Source organism: Chthonobacter albigriseus (assembly GCF_013839445.1).
Classification (GTDB): Bacteria; Pseudomonadota; Alphaproteobacteria; order Rhizobiales; family Pleomorphomonadaceae; genus Chthonobacter; species Chthonobacter albigriseus.
Genome location: NZ_JACDIT010000007.1, coordinates 128,670 through 149,378, shown reverse-complemented (window position 1 = coordinate 149,378; position 20,709 = coordinate 128,670). Strand labels below are relative to the sequence as shown.

21 protein-coding genes are annotated in these 20,709 nt (G+C 65.7%); 12 read left to right on the top strand and 9 right to left on the bottom strand.

Annotation, left to right across the window (positions count from 1 at the left end):
- Nucleotides 1–154 precede the first annotated feature (154 nt).
- From HZ321_RS17385 to HZ321_RS17355, 7 genes are all read left to right on the top strand, one after another.
- A complete protein-coding gene (locus tag HZ321_RS17385) occupies nt 155–2,107 on the top strand; it encodes an AfsR/SARP family transcriptional regulator (protein WP_181703659.1) in 1,953 nt (650 codons plus the stop codon).
- A 13-nt stretch (nt 2,108–2,120) separates the two neighbouring features.
- On the top strand, nt 2,121–2,342 hold the full coding sequence (locus HZ321_RS17380; protein WP_181703658.1) for a hypothetical protein: 222 nt from the start codon (nt 2,121–2,123) through the stop codon (nt 2,340–2,342).
- A 2-nt stretch (nt 2,343–2,344) separates the two neighbouring features.
- Nucleotides 2,345–3,577 (top strand): YcaO-like family protein, encoded by a 1,233-nt coding sequence (locus HZ321_RS17375; RefSeq protein ID WP_181703657.1) that lies wholly within the window; start codon nt 2,345–2,347, stop codon nt 3,575–3,577.
- Entirely contained in the window at nt 3,574–4,302 is a 729-nt protein-coding gene (locus tag HZ321_RS17370) for a TfuA-like protein (protein WP_181703656.1), read from the top strand. The genes HZ321_RS17375 and HZ321_RS17370 overlap by 4 nt, the downstream gene beginning before the upstream one ends.
- Nucleotides 4,303–4,343: 41 nt before the next feature.
- A complete protein-coding gene (locus HZ321_RS17365; protein WP_181703655.1) occupies nt 4,344–4,613 on the top strand; it encodes a hypothetical protein in 270 nt (89 codons plus the stop codon).
- Nucleotides 4,614–4,776: 163 nt separating this feature from the next.
- Nucleotides 4,777–5,958, top strand: coding sequence for a fumarylacetoacetate hydrolase family protein (locus HZ321_RS17360; protein WP_181703654.1), 1,182 nt, complete (start codon nt 4,777–4,779; stop codon nt 5,956–5,958).
- A 148-nt stretch (nt 5,959–6,106) separates the two neighbouring features.
- Nucleotides 6,107–6,313, top strand: a complete 207-nt coding sequence (locus HZ321_RS17355) for a hypothetical protein (RefSeq protein WP_181703653.1) — start codon at nt 6,107–6,109, stop codon at nt 6,311–6,313.
- A 3-nt stretch (nt 6,314–6,316) separates the two neighbouring features.
- On the opposite strand, the gene HZ321_RS17350 is transcribed toward HZ321_RS17355, so the two are convergent.
- Both HZ321_RS17350 and msrB read right to left on the bottom strand, forming a co-directional pair.
- Nucleotides 6,317–7,009, bottom strand: coding sequence for a Crp/Fnr family transcriptional regulator (locus tag HZ321_RS17350; protein ID WP_181703652.1), 693 nt, complete (start codon nt 7,007–7,009; stop codon nt 6,317–6,319).
- A gap of 55 nt (nt 7,010–7,064) precedes the next feature.
- Nucleotides 7,065–7,472, bottom strand: coding sequence for a peptide-methionine (R)-S-oxide reductase MsrB (gene msrB, locus HZ321_RS17345; RefSeq protein ID WP_181703651.1), 408 nt, complete (start codon nt 7,470–7,472; stop codon nt 7,065–7,067).
- Between the two features lie 173 nt (nt 7,473–7,645).
- On the opposite strand from msrB, the gene HZ321_RS17340 reads away from it, so the two are divergent.
- The gene (locus tag HZ321_RS17340; protein ID WP_181703650.1) at nt 7,646–8,890 is read left to right on the top strand and encodes an MgtC/SapB family protein; all 1,245 of its coding nucleotides are present in this window, start codon (nt 7,646–7,648) and stop codon (nt 8,888–8,890) included.
- A gap of 16 nt (nt 8,891–8,906) precedes the next feature.
- Here the strand turns inward: HZ321_RS17340 and HZ321_RS17335 are convergent, their stop codons facing one another.
- The 4 genes from HZ321_RS17335 to HZ321_RS17320 form a co-directional block, all read right to left on the bottom strand.
- Nucleotides 8,907–9,098: a hypothetical protein gene (locus HZ321_RS17335; protein WP_181703649.1), complete on the bottom strand. Its 192-nt coding sequence runs from the start codon at nt 9,096–9,098 to the stop codon at nt 8,907–8,909.
- A 224-nt stretch (nt 9,099–9,322) separates the two neighbouring features.
- Nucleotides 9,323–10,102, bottom strand: coding sequence for a LysR family transcriptional regulator (locus tag HZ321_RS17330; protein WP_181703648.1), 780 nt, complete (start codon nt 10,100–10,102; stop codon nt 9,323–9,325).
- Between the two features lie 289 nt (nt 10,103–10,391).
- On the bottom strand, nt 10,392–10,670 hold the full coding sequence (locus tag HZ321_RS17325; protein WP_181703647.1) for an Rdx family protein: 279 nt from the start codon (nt 10,668–10,670) through the stop codon (nt 10,392–10,394).
- Between the two features lie 47 nt (nt 10,671–10,717).
- On the bottom strand, nt 10,718–11,605 hold the full coding sequence (locus HZ321_RS17320; RefSeq protein ID WP_181703646.1) for a cation diffusion facilitator family transporter: 888 nt from the start codon (nt 11,603–11,605) through the stop codon (nt 10,718–10,720).
- Between the two features lie 223 nt (nt 11,606–11,828).
- Here HZ321_RS17320 and HZ321_RS17315 point away from each other — a divergent pair, with 223 nt between their 5' ends.
- Nucleotides 11,829–12,104: a DUF6455 family protein gene (locus tag HZ321_RS17315; RefSeq protein WP_181703645.1), complete on the top strand. Its 276-nt coding sequence runs from the start codon at nt 11,829–11,831 to the stop codon at nt 12,102–12,104.
- 199 nt (nt 12,105–12,303) lie between these two features.
- Nucleotides 12,304–12,849 carry a BA14K family protein gene (locus HZ321_RS17310; protein ID WP_244635957.1) on the top strand — a complete coding sequence of 182 codons (546 nt, stop codon included), beginning with the start codon at nt 12,304–12,306 and terminating at the stop codon, nt 12,847–12,849.
- A gap of 55 nt (nt 12,850–12,904) precedes the next feature.
- Here the strand turns inward: HZ321_RS17310 and HZ321_RS17305 are convergent, their stop codons facing one another.
- Both HZ321_RS17305 and HZ321_RS17300 read right to left on the bottom strand, forming a co-directional pair.
- Nucleotides 12,905–13,474, bottom strand: coding sequence for a glutathione peroxidase (locus HZ321_RS17305; RefSeq protein ID WP_181703644.1), 570 nt, complete (start codon nt 13,472–13,474; stop codon nt 12,905–12,907).
- A gap of 45 nt (nt 13,475–13,519) precedes the next feature.
- Nucleotides 13,520–15,133: an EAL domain-containing protein gene (locus tag HZ321_RS17300; RefSeq protein ID WP_181703643.1), complete on the bottom strand. Its 1,614-nt coding sequence runs from the start codon at nt 15,131–15,133 to the stop codon at nt 13,520–13,522.
- 378 nt (nt 15,134–15,511) lie between these two features.
- On the opposite strand from HZ321_RS17300, the gene HZ321_RS17295 reads away from it, so the two are divergent.
- The gene (locus HZ321_RS17295; RefSeq protein ID WP_181703642.1) at nt 15,512–16,672 is read left to right on the top strand and encodes a hypothetical protein; all 1,161 of its coding nucleotides are present in this window, start codon (nt 15,512–15,514) and stop codon (nt 16,670–16,672) included.
- A 61-nt stretch (nt 16,673–16,733) separates the two neighbouring features.
- Nucleotides 16,734–18,824: a hypothetical protein gene (locus tag HZ321_RS17290; protein ID WP_181703641.1), complete on the top strand. Its 2,091-nt coding sequence runs from the start codon at nt 16,734–16,736 to the stop codon at nt 18,822–18,824.
- A gap of 64 nt (nt 18,825–18,888) precedes the next feature.
- Here HZ321_RS17290 and aspS read toward each other — a convergent pair whose 3' ends face one another.
- Nucleotides 18,889–20,670 carry an aspartate--tRNA ligase gene (gene aspS / locus HZ321_RS17285; protein WP_181703640.1) on the bottom strand — a complete coding sequence of 594 codons (1,782 nt, stop codon included), beginning with the start codon at nt 20,668–20,670 and terminating at the stop codon, nt 18,889–18,891.
- Between the last annotated feature and the right edge of the window lie 39 nt (nt 20,671–20,709).

Sequence of the window (20,709 nt, the reverse complement as noted above, 5' to 3'; positions counted from 1 at the left end):
CGCCAATGCTTGGCGTCGCCAAGCGTTACACATGCGTTACACAACTTGCACCGGGATTGAACTCACCCCTCCGCACCATTAACCCTAGGGTGTTGCATGCCGTTCAGCCACTGCGGCTGGTGGCGGCGGCCGGCATGACTGGGGGCCTAGCAAGATGGTGTCGCGGGTGGTTCTTCTGGGCGAACCCGCCCTCTACATCGACGGGCGTTCGGTCAAGTTCCCGGTCAAGGCGCTTGTCGCTGCCGCCTACCTGGCGACCGACGCCGGCGGGTTCCAGGCCACACGCGCCCGGATTGCCGAGCTCCTCTGGGACGCCACGCGCACCGACAGTCTCAACGGCAACTTGCGCCAGTTGCTTCTGCGCGTCCGGGAGGCGCAAGCGCGTATCGGGTGCGAGGTTCTGACGGAAGTCGACGGCCGCATCCGCCTGGCGACCGACGGCATCGAGATCGACGTCCTGGAACTGGAGGAATCACCCGCGCGGCCGCTTTCAACGGAAACGCTCCGCCACCTCTGCGGCAGCGAACTGCTCACCGGCGTGGAGATGGAAGGCGACGTCGGGCGACAGTGGCTGTCGTCGGCGCGCAACAAGATCCGCGACAAGTTGCTGGAGACCCTTCTGGAACGGGCGGAAGGCGAAGCGACCCCCGCCGAACGCCGCAATCTCCGCGACGCCGCCGTCAGCTTGATCGAGGCCGACCCCTACCGGGAAACGGCCTATCGCGTGCTCATCCGGATCCTGGCCGACGAACACCAGTTCTCCCAGGTTCGGGAGGTTTTTGCCCGCTGCCGGTCCCGCCTGCGCGAGGAACTCGGCATCGAACCGGACGAGACGACGCTCGAGCTGGTCCGTTCCATCTTCCGCCAGGGTCGGTCCGGACAGGCCGGACCCGCGGTGCCGGCGTCCGTGCGGGCGCATCCGCCGTTGGAACCGCACGGCTCCAGCTCGGCGATCCTCCTCCCCCGGGTCGCGGTGATGCCGCCGGAACTCGCGCCCTCCGCGGGCGAGGCAGGGCACGTCGCCACAGCCCTCCTGGAGGATGTGACGCTCGGCCTCTGCTCGGCCCGGTCGGTCTCGATGGTCGCACCGCATACGTGCCAGCGCCTCGCTCAGGAGTCCGTCGACACGATCGCCCAACTCGGCATCGACTACTCCGTGGAAAGCCGCCTGGTCCGTTTCGGCGAGACGGCCAGCCTCCAGGTCAAGCTGGTGGATGCGGCCAGCCGGACGATCATCTGGGCCGAACGCTACGGTGTCGACGCACTCGACGCCCACGGCAGCTACCGCGATCTCTCCGCTCGTATCGGCACGTCGGTCATCGAGACGGTGGAGCGGACGGAGCTGGACAAGCTGCTGCCGGAACACGACGGGTCTGCCTACTGCCTGTTTCTGAAGGGCCGCTTCCATCTGCGACAGATGGATCTTCCGAGCATTCGCAAGGCCCGCAAGTGCTTCAAGGCTGCCACCAAAGAGAGCCCGGTCTACGCCTCGGCCATCGCCGGGATCGCCCGGACCTATCACCTGGAATGGCTCCTGCTGGCCCGCGGCGACGCTTCCTGCCTGGAACAGGCCGGGGAATATGCTCGTCAGGCCGCCGAACTATCGCCGACCGAAGTCCATGCCCTCCGTGAACTCGGACTTTGGAACCAGTTTTCCGGCCGCTTCGAAGCCAGCCTTCAGGCGTTCGACGAGGCTGAATTGGTCAGCCCACACTATGCCGATCTGCTGGCCGACCATGCGGACGCGCTTGTCCATGCGTCGGAGCCGGAGCTTGCCCTTCGCAAGATCCACCAGGCGACAGCCCTCAACCCGCTCTGTCCGGACGACTACCGTTGGATCGAGGGGGGCGCCAACTTCCTGCTCGGGAACTACCGCGAAGCCATCGAAGCGCTTCAGCGGATGCGCGAACGCGGCCCCGCCTACCGTCTGATGGCAGCCAGCAGCGCCATGGCGGGCGACATGGAAGCCTCGCGCCAATACGCCCGCAAGGCCAGGGCGATCCATCCGGATTTCCGGGTGGAGGACTGGCTGGCGGTCTTGCCGCTCCGGGACCCGCGGCAGCGGGACCATTACGAGGAGGGCCTGCGCAGGGCAGGCTTCAAATAAGGAGATACATGAGATGAGCAAGCAGATCATTCTTGGACTGAAGGGTGAAGCCGGCCTGTGGATGGTTGACCTCGACGCCGGCACTGCCGCGCGCGTGGCTGAATCCGACGCGTTCCTCAGCGAAGCGAACGCCGCCCGCGCCGCGGGCGAGAGCCTGATCGACGGCATCGACCTCGCTGTCGCCGCCGAGATGCGCGCGGACGCCCCGTCGCAGCGACTGTCGTTCAGCAACTGACCATGACAGGACGGCTCGATCTTGGTTCGCAGCTCCAGTTGCCCGCCGATGCTGGTCGGGCCGTCCATCCTGCCGACACGCTGGCACGTGTCTGGCCTCTGGCGCAGGCCCTCGGCATCACCCGTCTGGCGCGAGTCACGCACCTCGACGATATCGGGATACCGGTATGGTCCGCCGCGCGGCCTAATGCCCGCAACCTCTCGGTCACGCAGGGCAAGGGGCTCGATGACGACCATGCCAGGGCTTCGGCCCTGATGGAAGCTGTCGAACAGGCGCTGGCGGAGCGGCCCCGTTCCGAACTGCGGATCGGGACGGCCACCCTCCTGCCGGACGGCGACGTGGTCTCCACACTTCCCGAACTGGTCGCCAAGGGCGCATTCCCTCTGGAACCCGAGGACGAGACGACGTGGGTGCGCGGGACGGACCTCGGCACCGGCATGTCGACCTGGATACCTCTGGAAGCAGCCTCTCTGGACTACACCATCGCCCCCCGTTTCCGCCGTTACTGGCAGTCGACGGACGGGCTGGCTTCGGGCAACACGCTTGCCGAGGCGATCCTGCACGGCCTCCTGGAGCGCATCGAGCGCGACGCCCTCGCGCTTTGGGCTCTGCGCCATCCGGCTGACGTGCCAAATCGCTTGCGTTCCGCCGCGGCCTTCCAAAGTCGCGACGTCGCTTGTCTCTGCGCGCGCGTGACGGCCGCCGGTCACCGGATCCGGCTGTTCGACCTGTCGAGCGACATAAAGGTACCGGTTATCGGCGCCGCCATCATGGATTCCGGCGCGTCGCTATCGCATGTACCCCGGCATTTCGAGATCGCCGTCGGCAGCGGTTGCCACCCCGATCCGGCAAGGGCCGCTGTTCGCGCCATCACGGAAGCAGCGCAGTCACGGGTGACGGTCATCTCCGGTGCGCGGGACGACTTTCTCCCTGACGAGTACCGCGCAAGGTCCCAACCCGGCGCCCTTGACTACTTCGGCTTTGATGAAGCCTCCGCACCGCCAACACCGACCCTGCAGCCGCACGCGCCGATGTCGATTGCCGACCTCGTCGGAGCCGTGGCTGCCGCTGGTTCGCCGGTGATCGCGGTTCCCCTTGCCGATGAGGCGGACTTCGCCGTCGCCAAGGTGCTCTGTCCGGGCCTGGAGAATCCTCCCGGGGGTCGTCAGCGCAGCATCGGCATGCGCGCGATCCGCCGGATGCTTCAGCGTGCCAAGGGAGTCGAGTTCGCGTGAAGATCCTGTTCAGCGGCCCCACCCTGCATGGCGCCTTGCCGCCGATGCCGGGTGTCACGGTGCATCCTCCGGCGGCCGCCGGGGATGTCGCCCACGCGGTTGGCGCAGGCGCCCGTGCGATCGGCCTGGTCGACGGCGTCTTCGGCGATGTCGCAGCGGTCTGGCACAAGGAGATCCTCTTCGCCCTCAGCCGCGGCGTCACCGTGATGGGCGCCGCCAGCATGGGAGCCCTGAGAGCAGCCGAGTGCTCCGCCTTCGGCATGATCGGGATCGGCGAGGTGTTTCGCCGCTACCAAGACGGGCGGCTCGACGACGACGCGGCCGTCGCTCAGCTTCACGCGCCTCCGGAGCTCGGCTGCACCCCTTTGACCGAAGCGCTCGTCAATGTCGACGCAACCGTGGAAGCTTTGTCGGCGGAGGGCGACCTGGCGCCCGACACTGCCGTTCGGATCCTCTCCGCAGCCCGGTCGCTGCATTTCCGCCGCCGCACCTGGGACCGGATCCTCGACTGTGCCGATCTCGACACCGAGACCCGGCTGGAGACGGCGCGCCTTGTCCGGTCCCGGTTCGTCAACTTGAAACGGATGGACGCGTTGCTCCTCTGCCAGGCGCTGGTAGTCGCGTCGACAGACCGCCGTGTCGTTCCGGACTGGCACTTCAACGCAACCGGGACCTTCAACGCGCTTCTGTCCTCCCGGTCCGAGGCCATGCTCCGCAGACCATAACGCGGAGGTGACGCGCATTGACCTATGGGAGGTAGGCAGAAATGACCGCCACGGGATCCGAGCCGATGTACACGGACAGAAAGCTTCCCGCCGAGCTCGACGAGAGCGAGGTCCGGCGCCTTTCGACGGCGGTTTCGCTGCTGAGAATGGCCGACGAGATCCTCGACGGCCTCGGCGCGGAGTTTCCCTCCTACTGCCTCTCCTTGACGATGACCGCCGTGCTCGATGAAATGCTCGAACGCAGCCTGCGGACTCCCATCGCCCCGGACCTCGTGTCGACGCACCCGCTCCCCCGCGCCGAACCGAACTGACAGGCGCCCTTCCCTTCATGCCTGAAATACCATCCTTCCAACGGGCTCCGGACCGTTTAAGACTCGGGATCTGAACCGGCGGAGGAACCGCGTACACCCGTTGGCCGGCGTCGGCGCGGGTGGTGGCTTCCGCCCAAGAAGATCGTCTTCGGAGGATGCCGCGATGCTCGACCTGGATACCTCGCCCGCCTCGGCGCTGCCGTCGGATGCCGATGCGGCCCTGGTCGGTCGCCTGTTCCGGCCGGAGGTGAATGGACCGTCGGTCGTCAAGATCGCCGGGGACCGGTTGATCGACGTTTCCGCCACCTTCCCGACCGTACGCGACCTCTGCGAAACCCCCGATCCGGCCGCCGCGCTCAAGGCAGCGCCGGGCGAAGACGTCGGCTCGCTCGCCGAGGTGCTGGCAGCAACGCCCGCCCGGCCTCGGGACGCGGGCAAGCCCTATCTGCTCTCGCCCGTCGATCTTCAGGCCATCAAGGCGGCCGGAGTGACCTTCGCCGCATCGATGCTGGAACGGGTGATCGAGGAGCGCGCCCGCGGCAACGCCGACGCCGCCGCCGCAATCCGCACCCACATCCGCGAACTCGTCGGCGAAGACCTGCGCCGTCTGCGGCCGGGATCGCCGGAAGCAATGGCCCTCAAGGACACGCTGGTACGCGAGGGCGCCTGGAGCCAGTACCTGGAGGTCGGCATCGGACCGGACGCCGAGATCTTCACGAAGGCGCAGCCGATGTCGTCCGTCGGCACGCTCGCCGACATCGGCGTCCATCCGAAGTCGACCTGGAACAACCCGGAACCGGAGGTCGTTCTCGTCGTCTCGTCTACCGGATCCATCGTCGGCGCCACACTCGGAAACGACGTCAACCTGCGGGACGTGGAGGGGCGCTCGGCGCTGCTGCTCGGCAAGGCCAAGGACAACAACGCGTCCGCTGCCATCGGCCCGTTCCTGCGCCTATTCGACGGCGCCTTCACGCTCGACACGGTCCGCCGGATGGACCTGACGCTGGACGTTCTCGGGGAGGACGGTTTCCATCTTCAAGGCCGGTCCTCGCTGAGCGAGATCAGCCGCGACCCGGCAGATCTCGTCGCCCAGACCCTCAACGCCCACCATCGCTACCCCGACGGCTTCGTGCTCTATCTCGGGACGATGTTCGCACCGGTCGACGACCGCGACGCTCCCGGCCGCGGATTCACCCACAAGCACGGCGACATCGTACGGATCGCCGCGCCGGCTCTCGGCACCCTCGTCAACCGTGTCGTGGCGACGGACGAGGCGGAACCCTGGACGTTCGGGGTCGCCGCCCTCATGCGCAACCTTGCGGACCGGAGGCTGCTCGGAACCTGAACCGCCCCCCCCGCTCGGTCGACAGCGGCTGCGCATGGGCTGCGCAGATCTTTCGGAGGCCGTGTGCGTTCTCGCACATCGGCCTTCCGCGGCCCCGTCCAAGCTCCTTCCATCGCGACCGCCGGTCGCTCCCTGGAAGGAAGCCGACATGTCCAAGACCAACATCCGCCGATCCCTGACCACCAGTCCGCGCCGCCCGGCTCCGCGCTCCACCTGGTCGCTCGGACCCGCGCGCCTCTGGGCGACGATCTGGTTCTGCAACGGAGCGGACAGCGCGTGTGACGAGCGCGTCCGCGACGACCAGCCGGATCCGGACCGTCTCCGGACCGAAGCTTGGCGCGACCCGATGTTGTGACGGTCAGATGCCCTTCAGCGCCGCCGACAGGGCCAGCACGTCGCGGATCACCAACCGCCCCTCCCGCTTGAGAAGAGCGCCGCGACGCTGGAGAGCACCGAGCTCACGCGTCACGGCCTCGCGGTGGGTCCCGATCCGCGCCGCAAGTTCCGCATGGGTGACGGGCGCGACGACGCCCTCCCGCGGCCGACCGGGCACCGGGCTGGCCAGCCGCAGCAGTTCGGTGCGCACCCGCTCCGAAACGGTCAGGCTCGCAAACTCGTGGACGCGGTCGTCGAGGGTTCGGATCCGGCCGACCAGCACCTTCAGCACATGGTCGCACACGCTGGCGTGCCGGTGGATGAGGTCGAGGAAGACCGACGCCGACATCCGCACCAGAGACACCGCATCAAGCGCCACTACGCTCGCCGAGCGAGGCCGCCCGTCGATCGCCGACATGTCGCCGAACAGCGCGCCGGTCTCGAGGTCGCCGAGGATGAGTTCGCGGGTTTCACCGAAAAGCAGCACCCGTACCCGACCGGATACGACCGCAAACACCTCGCGGTCCCCATCGCCATGGGCGACGATCCATTGCCCCTCGTCATGATCCGAGAAACGGACCCGCCGCGCCACCTCCGTCAGATCGGTCGGCGCGAGACCGGCGAACAGAGATAATCCGCCGAGCCGTTCCGCCCGCTCCTCCATGTCTCCCGCCATCGGTGCCCTCGGGTGTCCAACTGTCGCGCGGCTCCTGGATGTTCGGCGACGCGGCTCAATCCGCTGCGGGTTCGAAATCCATCGCGACTCCGTTGATGCAATAGCGCAGAAAGGTGGGCGGCGGGCCATCGGGAAAGACGTGGCCGAGGTGGCTGCCGCAGCGGCTGCAGTGCACCTCGGTCCGCACCATGCCATGGCTGCGATCCTCGGTCGTCTCCACTGCGCCGTCGACAGGTGTGTCGAAGCTCGGCCAGCCCGTGCCGCTCTCGAACTTCTTGCCCGCTTCGAACAACGGCTGTCCGCAGCCCACGCAGGTGAAACGCCCGGGTCGCTTTTCATGAAGGAGCGCGCAGCTGCCGGGCCGCTCCGTCCCGTGGGCGCGCATGACCCGATACTGTTCCGGCGTCAGCAGCGCCTTCCATTCCGCGTCGGTCCGGGTGACGGGGTAGATCTTGGCATCCATGTGAACGATCCTCGCTCTGTCTCCGACCGGAATATAGGCGCGCGGCTTCGTGATGGCACCCGGCGAGCACGGGCCTCACAACGAATTCAAGGCCGGCGATCCGTTATGCTGCGGACTTCGCAGTGCCGGCGCAAACGCTAGGCTTGCCCCCGTGTCGAAAGTCAGGGTGTCCGATGTCCGAACAGGAACTGCTGACGCGTCTTGCCGTGGCGCTCGCCATCGGCCTCCTCGTCGGCCTGGAGCGCGGCTGGCATACGCGCGATGAGGACGAGCAGAAGCGTGCCGCAGGGTTGCGGACCTTCGCCTTGTCCGGCCTTCTCGGTGGTGTCTCGGCCGCCGTCGGCGCCGCGACGAACCCTCTCGTAATCGGCTTCGCCTTCCTGGGCTTCGTCGCGGCCTTCACAGCCTTCCATCTCCTGGAGGCACGGCTGGAGCACAACGTGGGCGCCACCTCGGTGGTGGCCGGAATGCTCACCTTCATGCTGGGCGCCTATGCCGGGATCGGAGAACTCAGGGTCGCTGTCGCCTGCGGCGTCGCCATGACGGTTCTCCTGGCACTTCGAGAACAGCTTCACGGCTGGGTCGAGCGACTGCGCTGGGAGGAGATCCGCGCGGTCCTCACGCTCCTGGCGATGACGTTCCTGCTGCTCCCGGTGCTTCCCAACCGGACGATCGACCCCTGGTCGGTTCTGAATCCGGCGGAGATCTGGATCATGGCGATTGTCATCGCCGCAATCTCCTTCGGCGGCTACATCGCCGTGCGGGTCCTCGGCGAGCGCCTCGGCATCCTGGCGGCGTCGATCGCCGGAGGGCTCGCCTCGTCAACGGCCACAACGCTGACGCTGGCGCGCCTCGCCCGCGCCGAGCCGGCGGCCTGGCGCCTGCTCGCCGGAGGCATCCTGGCGGCCGGCGTCGTCATGGTTGCTCGCGTCGTCGTCGTTGCCGCCGCCCTGAACCGCGACCTCGTGGAACCTCTTCTGATTCCCCTGGCCACTGCAGCCGGCACGCTGGCGGCCGGTTCCGCTTTCCTGTTCCTGATCGGGGCGAAGGACACCCGCACCGACCTTGCGATCAGCAACCCGCTGGAGATCGGCACCGCCCTCAAGCTCGCCGCCTTTATCGCGCTCGTCCTGGTCGGCACGGGAATCGCGCGCGAGACGGCGGGCGATGCCGGGGTCGTGCTGCTCGCCGCCCTCTCCGGGATCGCCGACGTGGACGCCGTGACGATCTCCATGGCGCGCCTGTCCGGCGGCGAACTTTCGATCGGTACGGCTTCCGAAGCGATCGCGATCGCGCTCACCGTGAATACACTGGCAAAGGCGGTGATGGCGACGTCGGCCGGAGGGTTGCGCCTTGGGATGACGGTGACCGCGATCAGTGTCGCCGCGGTGACGGCCGGCGCCCTGGCCTGGGACTGACGCGCCTAGTCCGTGCCTACTGGACCCGGCAAACCGTGAACTCTTCCAGATCCTCGAACGCCGGCGGCACGAGCGGAACGTGCTCGTTGGCCTCCGCTTCCGCATTCCTGAGCAGTTGGGCGAGCAACGGCATCTCGTTCCGGTCGGCCTCTTCGGCCAGGATCGAGGTGAACCGGGAAATCAGTCGAGCCGTGTCCACCACACTCATTATCGCGCTCTCCGCACCGTCAGACGACTAACGAAGAGAATAAATTAATCTGATACAGCGCGAAATTCGGGATTGTACTACCGACTGCTTCTCCTAGCGAACATGCTGTTGCGATGAAGCTGAAGGTCAACAATACCTAGTCGAATACAAGCGCTACTCTGTCCAAGCGACCTCAGGCACGCGATCGCTTTTCATTGAGATCGATGAGATTGCAAGTCGAACCGCTAGGCGGCGACTTGCTGGGAAGACAGCGAGTTGCGGAGAACGATCGCAAGCTCCGGCGGCGCGAATATGTCCAGTCGGGTCGGCGGAAGCGGCGGCAATTTGCTCAATTCGAAATCTTTGAAGGCATTGTGGTGGGTCAGCACGCAGGGAGAGAAGCCCGCACCGGAGGACGCCAGGTGATATGCGTACCCGCAGTCGTTCACTTCCAGCGTCTTCTTCACTTCAATCCCATGGTCGAGCAGCACGTGCCGGGCACGCTGCCACAGGTCGGACTCCTGGGTCGACTGGATGAAGACCCCGTTGTTGGCGCCGATCCAGATCGTCTGGAGATCGACGTAGAAGGAGGATCGCCTGCGCAACGTGGGGACGACGACCCGGACGTCGAAATCCGTGCGGGCGACAACGTTGACGCTATCAAGGAATTCTACCGAATAGGCGTGGAAACTGTCGCGGTCGACCTGATCGAACATCTGGGCCACATCACGGCCGCTGAGGATCGGGGACAGTCCGAGCTTGAAAGTCGCGCTGCGGGCGCGGTGGCTTTTGATGTCAGCCAGCAGATCCATCACCCGCTGCAGCGTCGGCAACACGCGCTTGCCATCCTGGGAAACGGAAACCTGCGGACCTGCACGGTCGAAGAAGCGGAAACCGAACTCCTCTTCCATGCGCTTCACCGCCAAAGACACGGCCGGCTGGGATATGCCGATGGACTCTGCAACCTTTGAGAAAGATCCCCGCTCGCAAATGCCCAATATGATCTCGATGTCCTGAGTCCTCACCGATCGATCTCCCCACCTGATCCGGCTACACCCGCCCGAACAGCACACGCCCGGCACGGGAAAAGTCCCCGCCGGCCATCAGGAATGTGATGAGCGCTGTCCCCGTTCGACGTTGCAGCCGTTTTTTTCGTCTTGTGCAAAAAACAGCCTACTTGAAATGACGAATCCTGCAACTGAAAAGACGATTTGTGCCGTTGGCCTTCAGTACAGACTATGGTAATAATTACCAATATTCGCCGCAAACCTAAAGCGAGACCGGGCGAGCCTATGGTGCGGTCTTGCTCTTGGACTATCGGTCGATGTGACCAAGCGCCAGTTCTGGGTCGATCGCGTCGCGTACTCGCTGCTTCAGGGACTTGACGTCGGGGAACCCTCCATCCTGGGATCGATCCCAGACTATCACCCCATCGACAGCGATTTGGAAAACACCGCCGGTCCCAGGGACGAGTGCAACCTGTGCGAGCTCCTCCGAAAAAGTTGAGAGGAGCTCCTGCGCCATCCACGCGGCGCGCAGAAGCCACTGGCATTGCCGACAATAGGTGATCGAAACCATCGGTTTGGCGGTCATGTCGCTCCCTCACCGCGGGCACGAAGCATCCGACGCGACCGTCCGCGTCAGATGACCAGGACGCCCGAATGCTTGGCCTTCGTGTCGGGCTCCACGTGGATGCTGATGACCGCCGGCCCGATGGCGGCCTTCAGCGCTGCTTCAACCCGGTCGCAGATCTCGTGCGCCTCCGTCACCGTCTTCTCACCATCGACGACGAGATGGAAGTCGATGAAGGTGACCTTGCCCGCGTGCCGGGTCCGCACGTCGTGCGCTTCGATCGCCCCTTCCGCCGAGCGGGATATGATGAGCCGGATCTTCTCCAACTCCTCAGGCGGTGCCGCGGCGTCCATCAGACCGCCGATCGAATCGGTGACGAGGCTCCATCCGGACCACAGGATGTTGATCGCGACCAAGCCGCCGAGAACCGGATCCAGCACGGCCCAACCGGTCAGCGTCGCCACACCCAGGCCTAGCAGGACCCCGATCGACGACAGCACGTCCGTCAGCAGATGCCGGCCGTCCGCGACCAGGGCGGGCGAGCGAAGGAAACGGCCGCGATGGATCAGGACGAAGGCCCACACGGCGTTGATCGTACTTGCCAGGCCGTTGACCAGGAGTCCTTCCGCAGAGACGTCGAGGGGCTTCGGCGCGAGGTACCCCAGATAGGCTTCCCGGAAGATCGCGAGCGCCGCCACCACGATCAGAACGCCCTCCAGCACCGCCGAGAAGTATTCGGCCTTGTGGTGCCCGTAGGGGTGGTTCGCGTCGGCAGGCTTGGCGCTGAGCCGGACGGCGATCAAGGCGGCCAGCGCAGCCGCCACGTTGATGATGCTCTCCAGGGCGTCCGAGTAGAGCGCGATGCTGCCGGTCATGAGGTAGGCGAGCGTCTTCAGTCCAAGGACGGCACAACCGACCAGCAGGCTCCCGATCGCCAGCTTGAGAGTTTGTTCCAAGGCAAGGCTCCCCGATACGACCACCCGGCCGTGTCCGGCGTCGGAGTATCATCGCTCATCGAAAAACGCCACGGACGATCAGGCCCCCTGAGCATTGATGCGGGCGTTTCAGCACTTGTCCCGCCGATTCCCCCCTGCCCGCTTGATCCAGATCAACGCTGATCTCTCAGGAGGGCGCGACGCTGTATCAGGTCACTCATCGGCCGGAGCCTTGGAGGCGCAGATGTCAACCCTTTCGCAGAAGTCCGTCGCCGTCGAAATCCAGTCCGGTGAACCCGTGCTGATGCGGGAGATGATCCATGTCCTTGGCGTGGACGGCGCATTGGCCGGCGAGGCGAGGAAAGCAGCTGCCGGCCGCTGCGAGGGATGCACAGACCGGGACGATTGCCGGCACTGGCTGGATATCGCCGCCCTGGCGGGCGCCGAACACGCCCCTGGTTTCTGCCGCAACGTCGAAACCTTCGACGCGCTCGCAAGCGAAGCACCGTCCACGTTCTGAACGGACCCGCGAGAAAGCCCTGGCGCGGCTTCCCCGTACAGGTCCCGAAAGTGTGAACGCCAGCTGAGCGGAACGCCGCCGGCTGCCGGACGTTGAACATCCAAGGATGCCGCATCCCGTCCAATGGACGCGGCCACCACCCCTATAGAACGGCTCCCGGCACGAAAGATGTGCGCCGGCAGCCGGATGGGAGTTTCGGATGTTCCATTCGCGTACCAAATCACAGGTCAGCGCCCGCAGTCTCGTGATCGCCGCGGTCACGGGCGTGATGACGCTGGGTTCGTTGGCCCTGCCGTCCGCACCCGCCCACGCCGCGTCGGTCGGCCTCAACCTCGATCTGGCCAGGCCTGGGATCGTCACGCAAGTTGACCACGACGACTGGCGCTGGCGTCGCCACCGCAGTTTTGACGGCTACTACAATGGCAAGCGAGACTACGACAGCCCGCGCCGCATCTATCGCGACCGTGATCGCGACCGCGACCGCCGGTATTGGCGCCGCCACCGCGACCGGGATGACCTCGCGGCCGGCCTTGGCGGCTTGGCAGCCGGCGCGCTGCTCGGCGGCGTACTTGCTCAAGGCGGATTCGGCGGTGGCGGCGGCAATGTCGTCAGCGCGCCTCCGGCTGCCGGCTACGCACCTTTCTCGGCTGGCTACATGAGCTACTGTTCGTCGCGCTACCGGTCGTTCGACCCCCGGACCGGAACCTTCATGGGCTACGACGGCCAGCGTCACTTCTGCCGCTGAACGGCGGACACGCTCCAAAGACAAAGGGCCGGCCCTCGGGCCGGCCCTTTTCCATTCAACCGGCCGGCAGATGGGCTTTGATGGCAGCCACCAGTCGCGGGTCCTGCGGGTTCATCGCCGAGGGGAACGCCGCGATCAGGCGGCCGTCGGCGCCGATCAGATATTTGTGGAAGTTCCAGCCCGGCGCGTTTCCAAACCCCGCCTCCGTCTCCGCCCACCGATAGAACGGATGCGCCAGCGGCCCGCGCACATGGATCTTTTCGGTCAGCGGGAAGCTGACGCCGTACTCACCGCTGCAAAATCCTTGGATCTCCTGCTCCGACTTCGGCTCCTGACCGCCGAAATCGTTCGAAGGCGTGCCGATCACCGTCAGCCCACGCGCGCCATAGAGGTCCCAGAGCGCCTCCAGGTCCCGGTATTGGGGCGTGTAGGCGCAGCGCGATGCCGTGTTGACGACCAGGAGAAGACGCCCGGCGTAGGCCGAAAGCGGCATCGGCGCGCCGTCGATACCGATGAACTGGAAGCGGTGCGCCCCTCCGGTCGACATGGCGGGCGCCGCCAAGCCGCGTTGCGGCAGCAGGCCGAGACAAAGGGCGGTGGCGACGAATTCACGGCGGGTTGGCATGCAGGCACCTGCGGGTCGGAGCCTCTTACGGAAGAGTATCCGTCATTACGCTGCATCGGCCCGTTCGGTTTTCTCCGGCGTGACGTCTTCAGGCGATGCCGACGGGGCTTCACCCTCCATCATCTTCCAGGCGAGTTCCAGGAAGGCGGCGGCTGGAAGCGGCTTGGCGAAGAGGTACCCTTGCGCTGTCGAGACGCCGATCCGCTTCAACTGTTCCACCTGCTCCACCGTCTCGACGCCCTCCGCGATGATGCCCAGCCCGAGCTGTGTGCCGAGTTCGACCAGCGTCTCCACAATGGTCTGCGAGGAATGGTCGGTGGCGAGGTTGTCGATGAACATCTTGTCGATCTTGATGATATCGACGCCGAGCTTTTGCAGGTACGCGAGGCCGCCGTGGCCCGTCCCCACATCGTCGAGCGCCACGGAGGCGCCGAGCGCCTGGATGCGCCCGATGATCGTCCGTGAAAGCGCAAGATCCTTGAGCGGGTTCTGCTCGGTGACCTCGAAGCAGAGCTGGTCGTAGGAGATGCCGCTGTCGGCATATATCAGGCGGATATCGTCGACGATCTCCAGGTCGACGAAGTGCATCGCTGTCAGGTTGATCGAGAGCTTCAGCGTTCTGCCTGCCGCATAAAGTGCGCCGCAGTCGTCCACCGTCTGCACCATCAGCTGCCGTGTGATGTCCCGGATCAGGCCGGTGGCCTCCGCATAGGGCAGGAATTGTCCCGGCGGCACCATCGAGCCGTCCGGCTTGATCCAGCGGACCAGAACCTCGCATCCCTTCAGCTCGCCGGTGAACAGGTCGAACACGGGCTGGTAGTAGGGCACGAACTCGCGGTTCTCCACCGCCCGGGTGAACACGTCGCCACTGCCGTCCTTGCCCCAGGAAAGCCAGAGCCCGGCGATGAAGACGCTGAATCCACCGAAGATCGACACGATGAGCACGATCGTCTTCAGCGGCGCCATGGTCGCCCGGGCCGCCGAGGCGGACGTGGCGACGATAATCCGGATCGGATAGCGCGCCGAGGTGAGCGTCTCCGTTACCGCGTCCGCCTCCTTCTCGGGCGTCCAGTTCTCGGCGATCGACATCCACTCCGCGCCGTCGTCGAGGAAGATGCCGATCGTGGTGTGGTCGATCAGGTATTCGGGCCCTGCTTGCAGGTCGAGGCTTTCGCGCCGTATGCGGGCGATCAGCCGCGTCTCTTCCGAAACCCGCAGCGTGATGACGGCCTGGCGATCCTTCTTCGGTCCGTTCAGGATCCCGAGCATCACCGAGGGATCGCCGCGTTCGCTGGCGGGAAGCCGGATCGGCTGGGCCAGAGAGCCCATCGGCTCGCCGCAGATCAACGTTCCGCTCGCGTCGGCCACGCCGATCTGCTGCACGAAGGCTGATGCGAAAGCAGCCGTACCGTAGGCCTGCCGATCGGCCAGCACGCAGGAGGTATGCTGTTTTTCCCGCAGCGCCTGCAACTCGCCGAGGCTTTCGGCAACCACAGTCTCGGTCCGCTCCAGGTAGCGGTCGGCAAGCGCGCGCGTTTCGCTCCGGCTCTGCGACAGCGCGTGGTGGTCGAAGATGTATTCGGAGATGAGAACGGGACCGGCCGCCACGAATCCCGCGGCTGCGATCACCCTTGCCCATCGCATCATAAGACCGCTCACGCCGTACTCCATACCAGGGCGGATCGCCGGCAAGTCTAGGGATCCGCCCTGAAGAAACTCTTTCGAAGCGATGTTTTCGGCGCGGAAAGGCGATATTAACCGCCTCTGGAGTTCACCGGCCGGTTCGGGCCGCAGTGGCGGCTTGCGGGCTCACGGGCAATCGAACGATAACGGATTTCAGTTCATGACTTGGCCGTTATTCCATAGCCTCCTGGTTCCGACTCACCTGGACCGGCGGTCACCGCGTCGACACGTTCGGCGCCCGGCAGGTCACTTGTCGCAGCAGTCCTGTTTTTGCAGAGTATCCGGCAAACGCCCGCCGAAGGTTCCGGGAAGCCATGGCGGAGCACTACCTCGTCCCGGTCTTGGGAGACGTCTATGTTGTTGAAGCGCAGGGTGACGACGTCGGTCGCCGCCATCGCCATTCTGGCCCTTTCGTCGGCTACCGCTTTCGCGGCAACCGAAGCCGAGATCTCCAAGGCTCTCACCGAACTCTTCGTCGGACCGGGCGGCAACACCGACGTCAAGCTCGGTACGCCCACCGAAGACGGCGGGTCGCTGGTCTACAGCAATGTCGAGATCAGCCAGCCGCCCACCTCTGATGGCGTCGTTCGCGACGGCAAGATCGAGACCCTGACCCTGACCGGCGCCGACATCGACGAGACCGGCGCCCTTATCGCCGAGTCCCTGGTGGCCGAAAAGGTTTCTGGCAACTCCAACGACGGTTCGAACCTCAAGGTCGATCAGATCGAGGTCACCAACCTCGTCGCCAAGCGCGGCACCGGCGACACGCTGGAGAAAGGCCGCTACGACAGCATCATCGCCACCACCATCACTGGCATCGGTCAGCAGAACCAGGCTTTCTCGATCGACAAGATCTCTCTGGAGAACGCCGACTACGTCGGCGACTACCCGCGCACCGTCGGCGTCGGCGTCGAGGGCGTTCTGGTCGATCTGACGACCGCGCCTCCCGATCCGGGGGCCGACCAGTTGAAGGCGCTCGGGTACACCCAGATCCGCGTCAACCTGTTCGGCGATGGCACCTACGAGGAAGGCCAGGGCACCATCTCCCTCGAACGCATCACCATCGAAGGTGACGAGATGGGGTCGCTGACGCTGGAAGGCGAACTCTACGGCTTCACGCCGGACGTGCTTGCGATGCTTCAGCAGCAGCAGCCGCCGCCGGACGTGCTCGGCAAGATCACCCTCGGCACCGCGACCCTGACCTACGAGGACAGTTCGCTGGCCAACCGCATCATGGAGCAATACGCCAAGGCCCAGGGAGTCACCAGGGAAGCCTTCGCCGAGCAGATGGCCGCGGCGCTCCCGCTGTTTCTGACGGCGCTCCAGAATCCAGCGTTCCAAGCCAAGGTCGCGACAGCCGCCGGCGCCTTCCTGAAGGATCCGAAGAACATCTCCATCACGGTCGCACCCGAGAACCCGATCTCGCTGATGGAACTCGTCGGCACGATCCAGGCCGCCCCGCAGACGCTGCCGGACGCGTTGAAGGCCGAGATCCAGGCCAATCAGTCCGAGTGATCCAAATCAGGCCGGCCGGGACGGTGTTCCGGCCGGCCTCACCTCGAACCGGAGTTCGTCCATGCGCTGCCTCCCCATGCGCCTCGCGGCCTCCGCGACGCTCATCGTCCTGTCCGCTTTCCCGACCTTCGCAGCCTCGCCGCAGGAAGACCTGGTCCGCGAGTGGCTGGAAGTCACCGCCATGGGCCTGGACGTCAAGGTCGGCGGCTCGTCCTACAATCCGGCAACCGCGTCGGTCGTCCTGGAGAACGTCGTGTTCGGCGGCGAAGGGTCGTGGGCCAGGATCGACTTTCCCGTTTTCGTGGTCACCGATCCCCGCAAGACTGCAGCCGGCATGTTCGCCGCCCATGCGGTTCGCGGCGAGAACATGAAGGCCACGCTGCACATCGACCCGGCCGCCTGGTTCCCTGAACTCGCCAAGAAGATTGCTGAGACGGGCGGCGGGGCCGAAAACTCCGGCCCCGACCAGGATGAGGATGGCGTGGACGCAAGCGTCGACGTCTCGGCCGCCTACGACGTCGAACTGACCGCCGACCTCCTCCTCTATGAGCGGATCGAGACCCCGCTGGAACCCGCCAAGGTGGCCGCCGATGCCGATACGATCACACGGGTGCTCGCCCACGCCCGCCATAGCCTCGCGGCCCGGGCCGACTGGTTCGAGATGGACAACCTCAGAACGGTCACCCGTGGGCTGCCGGAAGGCGAGTCGGAGACCAGTTACGAGCTGATCTTCGCGACAGGCATTCATGACGGCCGCATCGAGCGGTCCGGCTACAACAACTATCGCGGAACCACCACGGCCGGCGAATTCAAGCAGGCCTTCTCCGCGGAGACGAGCTACATGTCCGGCATGGACCTCGGCGCTGTGCTGGCGGTCCTCGACCCGGCGAGCGTCAAGGCCGGCAAGCCCGACGGCCGCTGGCGTACGGTCGTGCAGCAGCAGGGCATCGTGAACATGTCCATCGAGGCGGAAGGCGTTGCCGTCAAGCTCGGGCTGATCGAGCTGGACGTCCAGCAGATGCGCCAGACCGAAAAGTCCGTGGTGGAGATCTTCCAGGCCGTGTTCGCAGATCCGGAGGCGGTGGAGAAGGACCCTCTCGCCTTCGTTTCCACGATTTTGCCGAACCTGACGGGACTGATGCGGTTCAACAGCCTCGCCATCGACAACACCGAAATGACCGGACCCGACGGTGTCGCCGCATCGCTGGCCGAACTGGACATCTCCGACATCGACGGTGAGGGCATCGGCGCGATCACCCTGCGCCGCGGCGAACTGACCGTCGATCCCCAGACATCCGGCAAGTTCAACGTGGTCTCGCTCGGCAACATCCGCTTCGGCGCCCTGAAGCCTCTGCTGGAGCTGGGCGCGGCGACGGAAGGGGGTGGCGAGCCGCCGCCGGAGCTCATCCGTGCAGCCCTCATCGATGGCATGCCGCGGACCGATTTCGCCGAACTGAACGGCCTCAGCATCAACACGCCCTTGGGAACCTTCGGCCTCAGCGCCCTCACGGTCACCGGCGGGGACTGGCTGGGTTCGATCGCCCGCCGCGGCGAATTCGCTTGGACGGCGCTGAACTTCCCCGTGACGGCGATCACCGATCCCTCCGCCAAGGACGAGCTCACCGCCATGGGCTATGAGCAGATCAGCGTCTCCGGCGGCGCTAGCTGGAGCTGGGACACCGACAAGGGGATCGTCCGCCTGGACGACGCGACGGTGACGGTGGCGGACATGGGACTGGTCTCCTTCGACGCCGAGGTCAACGGCCTTCCGCTGTCGATCCTGGACAATCCGGACCTCATCGAGCAGCGGATGCAGGACGTGGCGCTCGTCGGCTCGTCGTTCCGTTTCGGCAACAACTCCATCGTGGAGCGGACCTTCGAAGCCCAGGCCAAGAAGCTCAATCAGAAGCCCGAGGACTTCCGAGACAACTTCGCCAACGCCCTGCCCCTGATGCTCGGGTTCCTCGAGGACAAGACCATCCAGGACCGCTTTGCGGCCGTCCTGAAGGACTTCTTCAAGGATCCCAGATCGCTGGTGGTCACGGCGAAGCCCGCCGCTCCGCTGCCGTTCACCGCCATCGAGGCGCTCGGCAACGACGGCGTCGGCCCGCTCCTTGACGCGCTGAAGTTCAAGATCGTCGCCAACCAGTGATGCCGACAGGAAAAAGCCGGCTCGTCGCGTGACGGGCCGGCTTTATTGTCGCCTCTGCAATCGCTCAGTTCGGCAGGTTCAGCTTGATGTGCAGCTCGCGCAGCTGCTTGTTGGTCGGATCGGACGGAGCGCCCATCAGGAGATCCTCGGCCCGCTGGTTCATCGGGAACAGGGTGATCTCGCGCAGGTTCTGCGCCCCGCAGATCAGCATGATGATCCGGTCGACACCCGCGGCCATGCCGCCGTGCGGCGGCGCGCCATACTGGAACGCGCGGTACATGCCGCCGAACCGCTCCTCAACGTCGGCCTTCGAGAGTCCCACCAGCTCGAACGCCTTCACCATCAGCTCCGGCGACTGGTTGCGGATCGACCCCGACGCGATCTCGAAGCCGTTGCAGACCATGTCGTACTGGAACGCCTTGATCGTCAGCGGGTCCTGGTTGTTGAGCGCATCGAGGCCGCCCTGCGGCATCGAGAACGGGTTGTGCGCGAAGTCGACGCGCTTCTCGTCCTCGTCCCACTCGTAGAACGGGAAGTCGACGATCCAGCACAGCTCGAACCGCTCGGTGTCGACGAGGTTGAGATCCGTGCCGACCCGCGTCCGCGCCTCGCCGGCGAACTTGTAGAACTTCGCCGGATCACCCGCCACGAAGAAGCAGGCATCGCCCTCGTTCAGGCCGAGCTGGGTCCGGATGGCTTCCGTCCGCTCCGGTCCGATGTTCTTGGCGAGTGGGCCGGCGCCTTCAAGCGCATCGCTCTCGGTACGCCAGAAGATGTACCCCAGCCCCGGCTGACCCGCGCCCTGCGCCCAGCTGTTCATCCGGTCGCAGAACGCCCGCGACCCGCCGCCCTTGGCCGGGATCGCCCAGACCTCCGTCTTCGGATCCGCCTCGATCATCCGCGCGAACACCTTGAAGCCGGATCCGGCGAAATGCTCGGTCACCGCCTGCATCTCGATCGGATTGCGCAGGTCCGGCTTGTCCGAGCCGTACTTGCGGATGGCCGTGTCGTAGGGGATGCGCGGGAACGACTGCGTCACCGGCTTGCCGTTGGCGAACTCCTCGAAGAGGCCGCGCAGCACCGGCTCCATCGTGTTCCAGACGTCTTCCTGCGTGACGAAGCTCATCTCCAGGTCGAGCTGGTAGAACTCGCCCGGCAGGCGGTCGGCGCGCGGATCCTCGTCGCGGAAGCAGGGCGCGATCTGGAAGTAGCGGTCGAAGCCGGCCACCATCAACAGCTGCTTGTACTGCTGCGGCGCCTGCGGCAGCGCGAAGAACTTGCCCGGGTGGATACGGCTCGGCACCAGGAAGTCGCGCGCGCCTTCCGGCGACGACGCCGTCAGGATCGGCGTGGAGTATTCTGCGAACCCGATCTCGTCCATCCGCCGGCGCATCGCCGCGATCACCTTCGTGCGCGTCACGATGTTCCGGTGCAGCGTCTCTCGTCGAAGGTCGAGGAAGCGGTACTTGAGCCGCACGTCCTCCGGATAGTCCGGCTCGCCGAACACCGGAAGCGGCAGCTCCTTGGCCGCCGACAGCGTCTCCAGGTCGGTGATGAAGAGCTCCACCTCGCCGGTCGGCAGGTTCGCGTTGACGGTCTCGGCCGTCCGCGCCTTGACCGTTCCGTCGATCCGGATCACCCACTCCGAGCGAACCGCCTCCGCCGCCTTGAAGGCGGGCGAATCCGGATCCACCACGCACTGCGTCAGGCCGTAATGGTCGCGCAGGTCGATGAACAGCAGCCCGCCGTGGTCGCGCACCCGGTGAACCCAGCCCGACAGGCGCACGCTGGCGCCGACGTGGGCGGAGCGCAGTTCTCCGCAGGTGTGGGTCCGATAGCGGTGCATGGGATCGTTCCGTCGATGGATCGTGGGCCAGAAAGGAAG

What these genes read in the sequence shown, in the direction of transcription:
- HZ321_RS17385 (WP_181703659.1), top strand. Translation starts at nt 155, where the DNA reads ATGGTGTCGCGGGTGGTTCTTCTGGGCGAACCCGCCCTCTACATCGAC.
- HZ321_RS17380 (WP_181703658.1), top strand. Translation starts at nt 2,121, where the DNA reads ATGAGCAAGCAGATCATTCTTGGACTGAAGGGTGAAGCCGGCCTGTGG.
- HZ321_RS17375 (WP_181703657.1), top strand. Translation starts at nt 2,345, where the DNA reads ATGACAGGACGGCTCGATCTTGGTTCGCAGCTCCAGTTGCCCGCCGAT.
- HZ321_RS17365 (WP_181703655.1), top strand. Translation starts at nt 4,344, where the DNA reads ATGACCGCCACGGGATCCGAGCCGATGTACACGGACAGAAAGCTTCCC.
- HZ321_RS17360 (WP_181703654.1), top strand. Translation starts at nt 4,777, where the DNA reads ATGCTCGACCTGGATACCTCGCCCGCCTCGGCGCTGCCGTCGGATGCC.
- HZ321_RS17355 (WP_181703653.1), top strand. Translation starts at nt 6,107, where the DNA reads ATGTCCAAGACCAACATCCGCCGATCCCTGACCACCAGTCCGCGCCGC.
- HZ321_RS17350 (WP_181703652.1), bottom strand. Translation starts at nt 7,009, where the DNA reads ATGGCGGGAGACATGGAGGAGCGGGCGGAACGGCTCGGCGGATTATCT.
- msrB (WP_181703651.1), bottom strand. Translation starts at nt 7,472, where the DNA reads ATGGATGCCAAGATCTACCCCGTCACCCGGACCGACGCGGAATGGAAG.
- HZ321_RS17340 (WP_181703650.1), top strand. Translation starts at nt 7,646, where the DNA reads ATGTCCGAACAGGAACTGCTGACGCGTCTTGCCGTGGCGCTCGCCATC.
- HZ321_RS17335 (WP_181703649.1), bottom strand. Translation starts at nt 9,098, where the DNA reads ATGAGTGTGGTGGACACGGCTCGACTGATTTCCCGGTTCACCTCGATC.
- HZ321_RS17325 (WP_181703647.1), bottom strand. Translation starts at nt 10,670, where the DNA reads ATGACCGCCAAACCGATGGTTTCGATCACCTATTGTCGGCAATGCCAG.
- HZ321_RS17315 (WP_181703645.1), top strand. Translation starts at nt 11,829, where the DNA reads ATGTCAACCCTTTCGCAGAAGTCCGTCGCCGTCGAAATCCAGTCCGGT.
- HZ321_RS17310 (WP_244635957.1), top strand. Translation starts at nt 12,304, where the DNA reads ATGTTCCATTCGCGTACCAAATCACAGGTCAGCGCCCGCAGTCTCGTG.
- HZ321_RS17305 (WP_181703644.1), bottom strand. Translation starts at nt 13,474, where the DNA reads ATGCCAACCCGCCGTGAATTCGTCGCCACCGCCCTTTGTCTCGGCCTG.
- HZ321_RS17295 (WP_181703642.1), top strand. Translation starts at nt 15,512, where the DNA reads ATGTTGTTGAAGCGCAGGGTGACGACGTCGGTCGCCGCCATCGCCATT.
- HZ321_RS17290 (WP_181703641.1), top strand. Translation starts at nt 16,734, where the DNA reads ATGCGCTGCCTCCCCATGCGCCTCGCGGCCTCCGCGACGCTCATCGTC.
- aspS (WP_181703640.1), bottom strand. Translation starts at nt 20,670, where the DNA reads ATGCACCGCTATCGGACCCACACCTGCGGAGAACTGCGCTCCGCCCAC.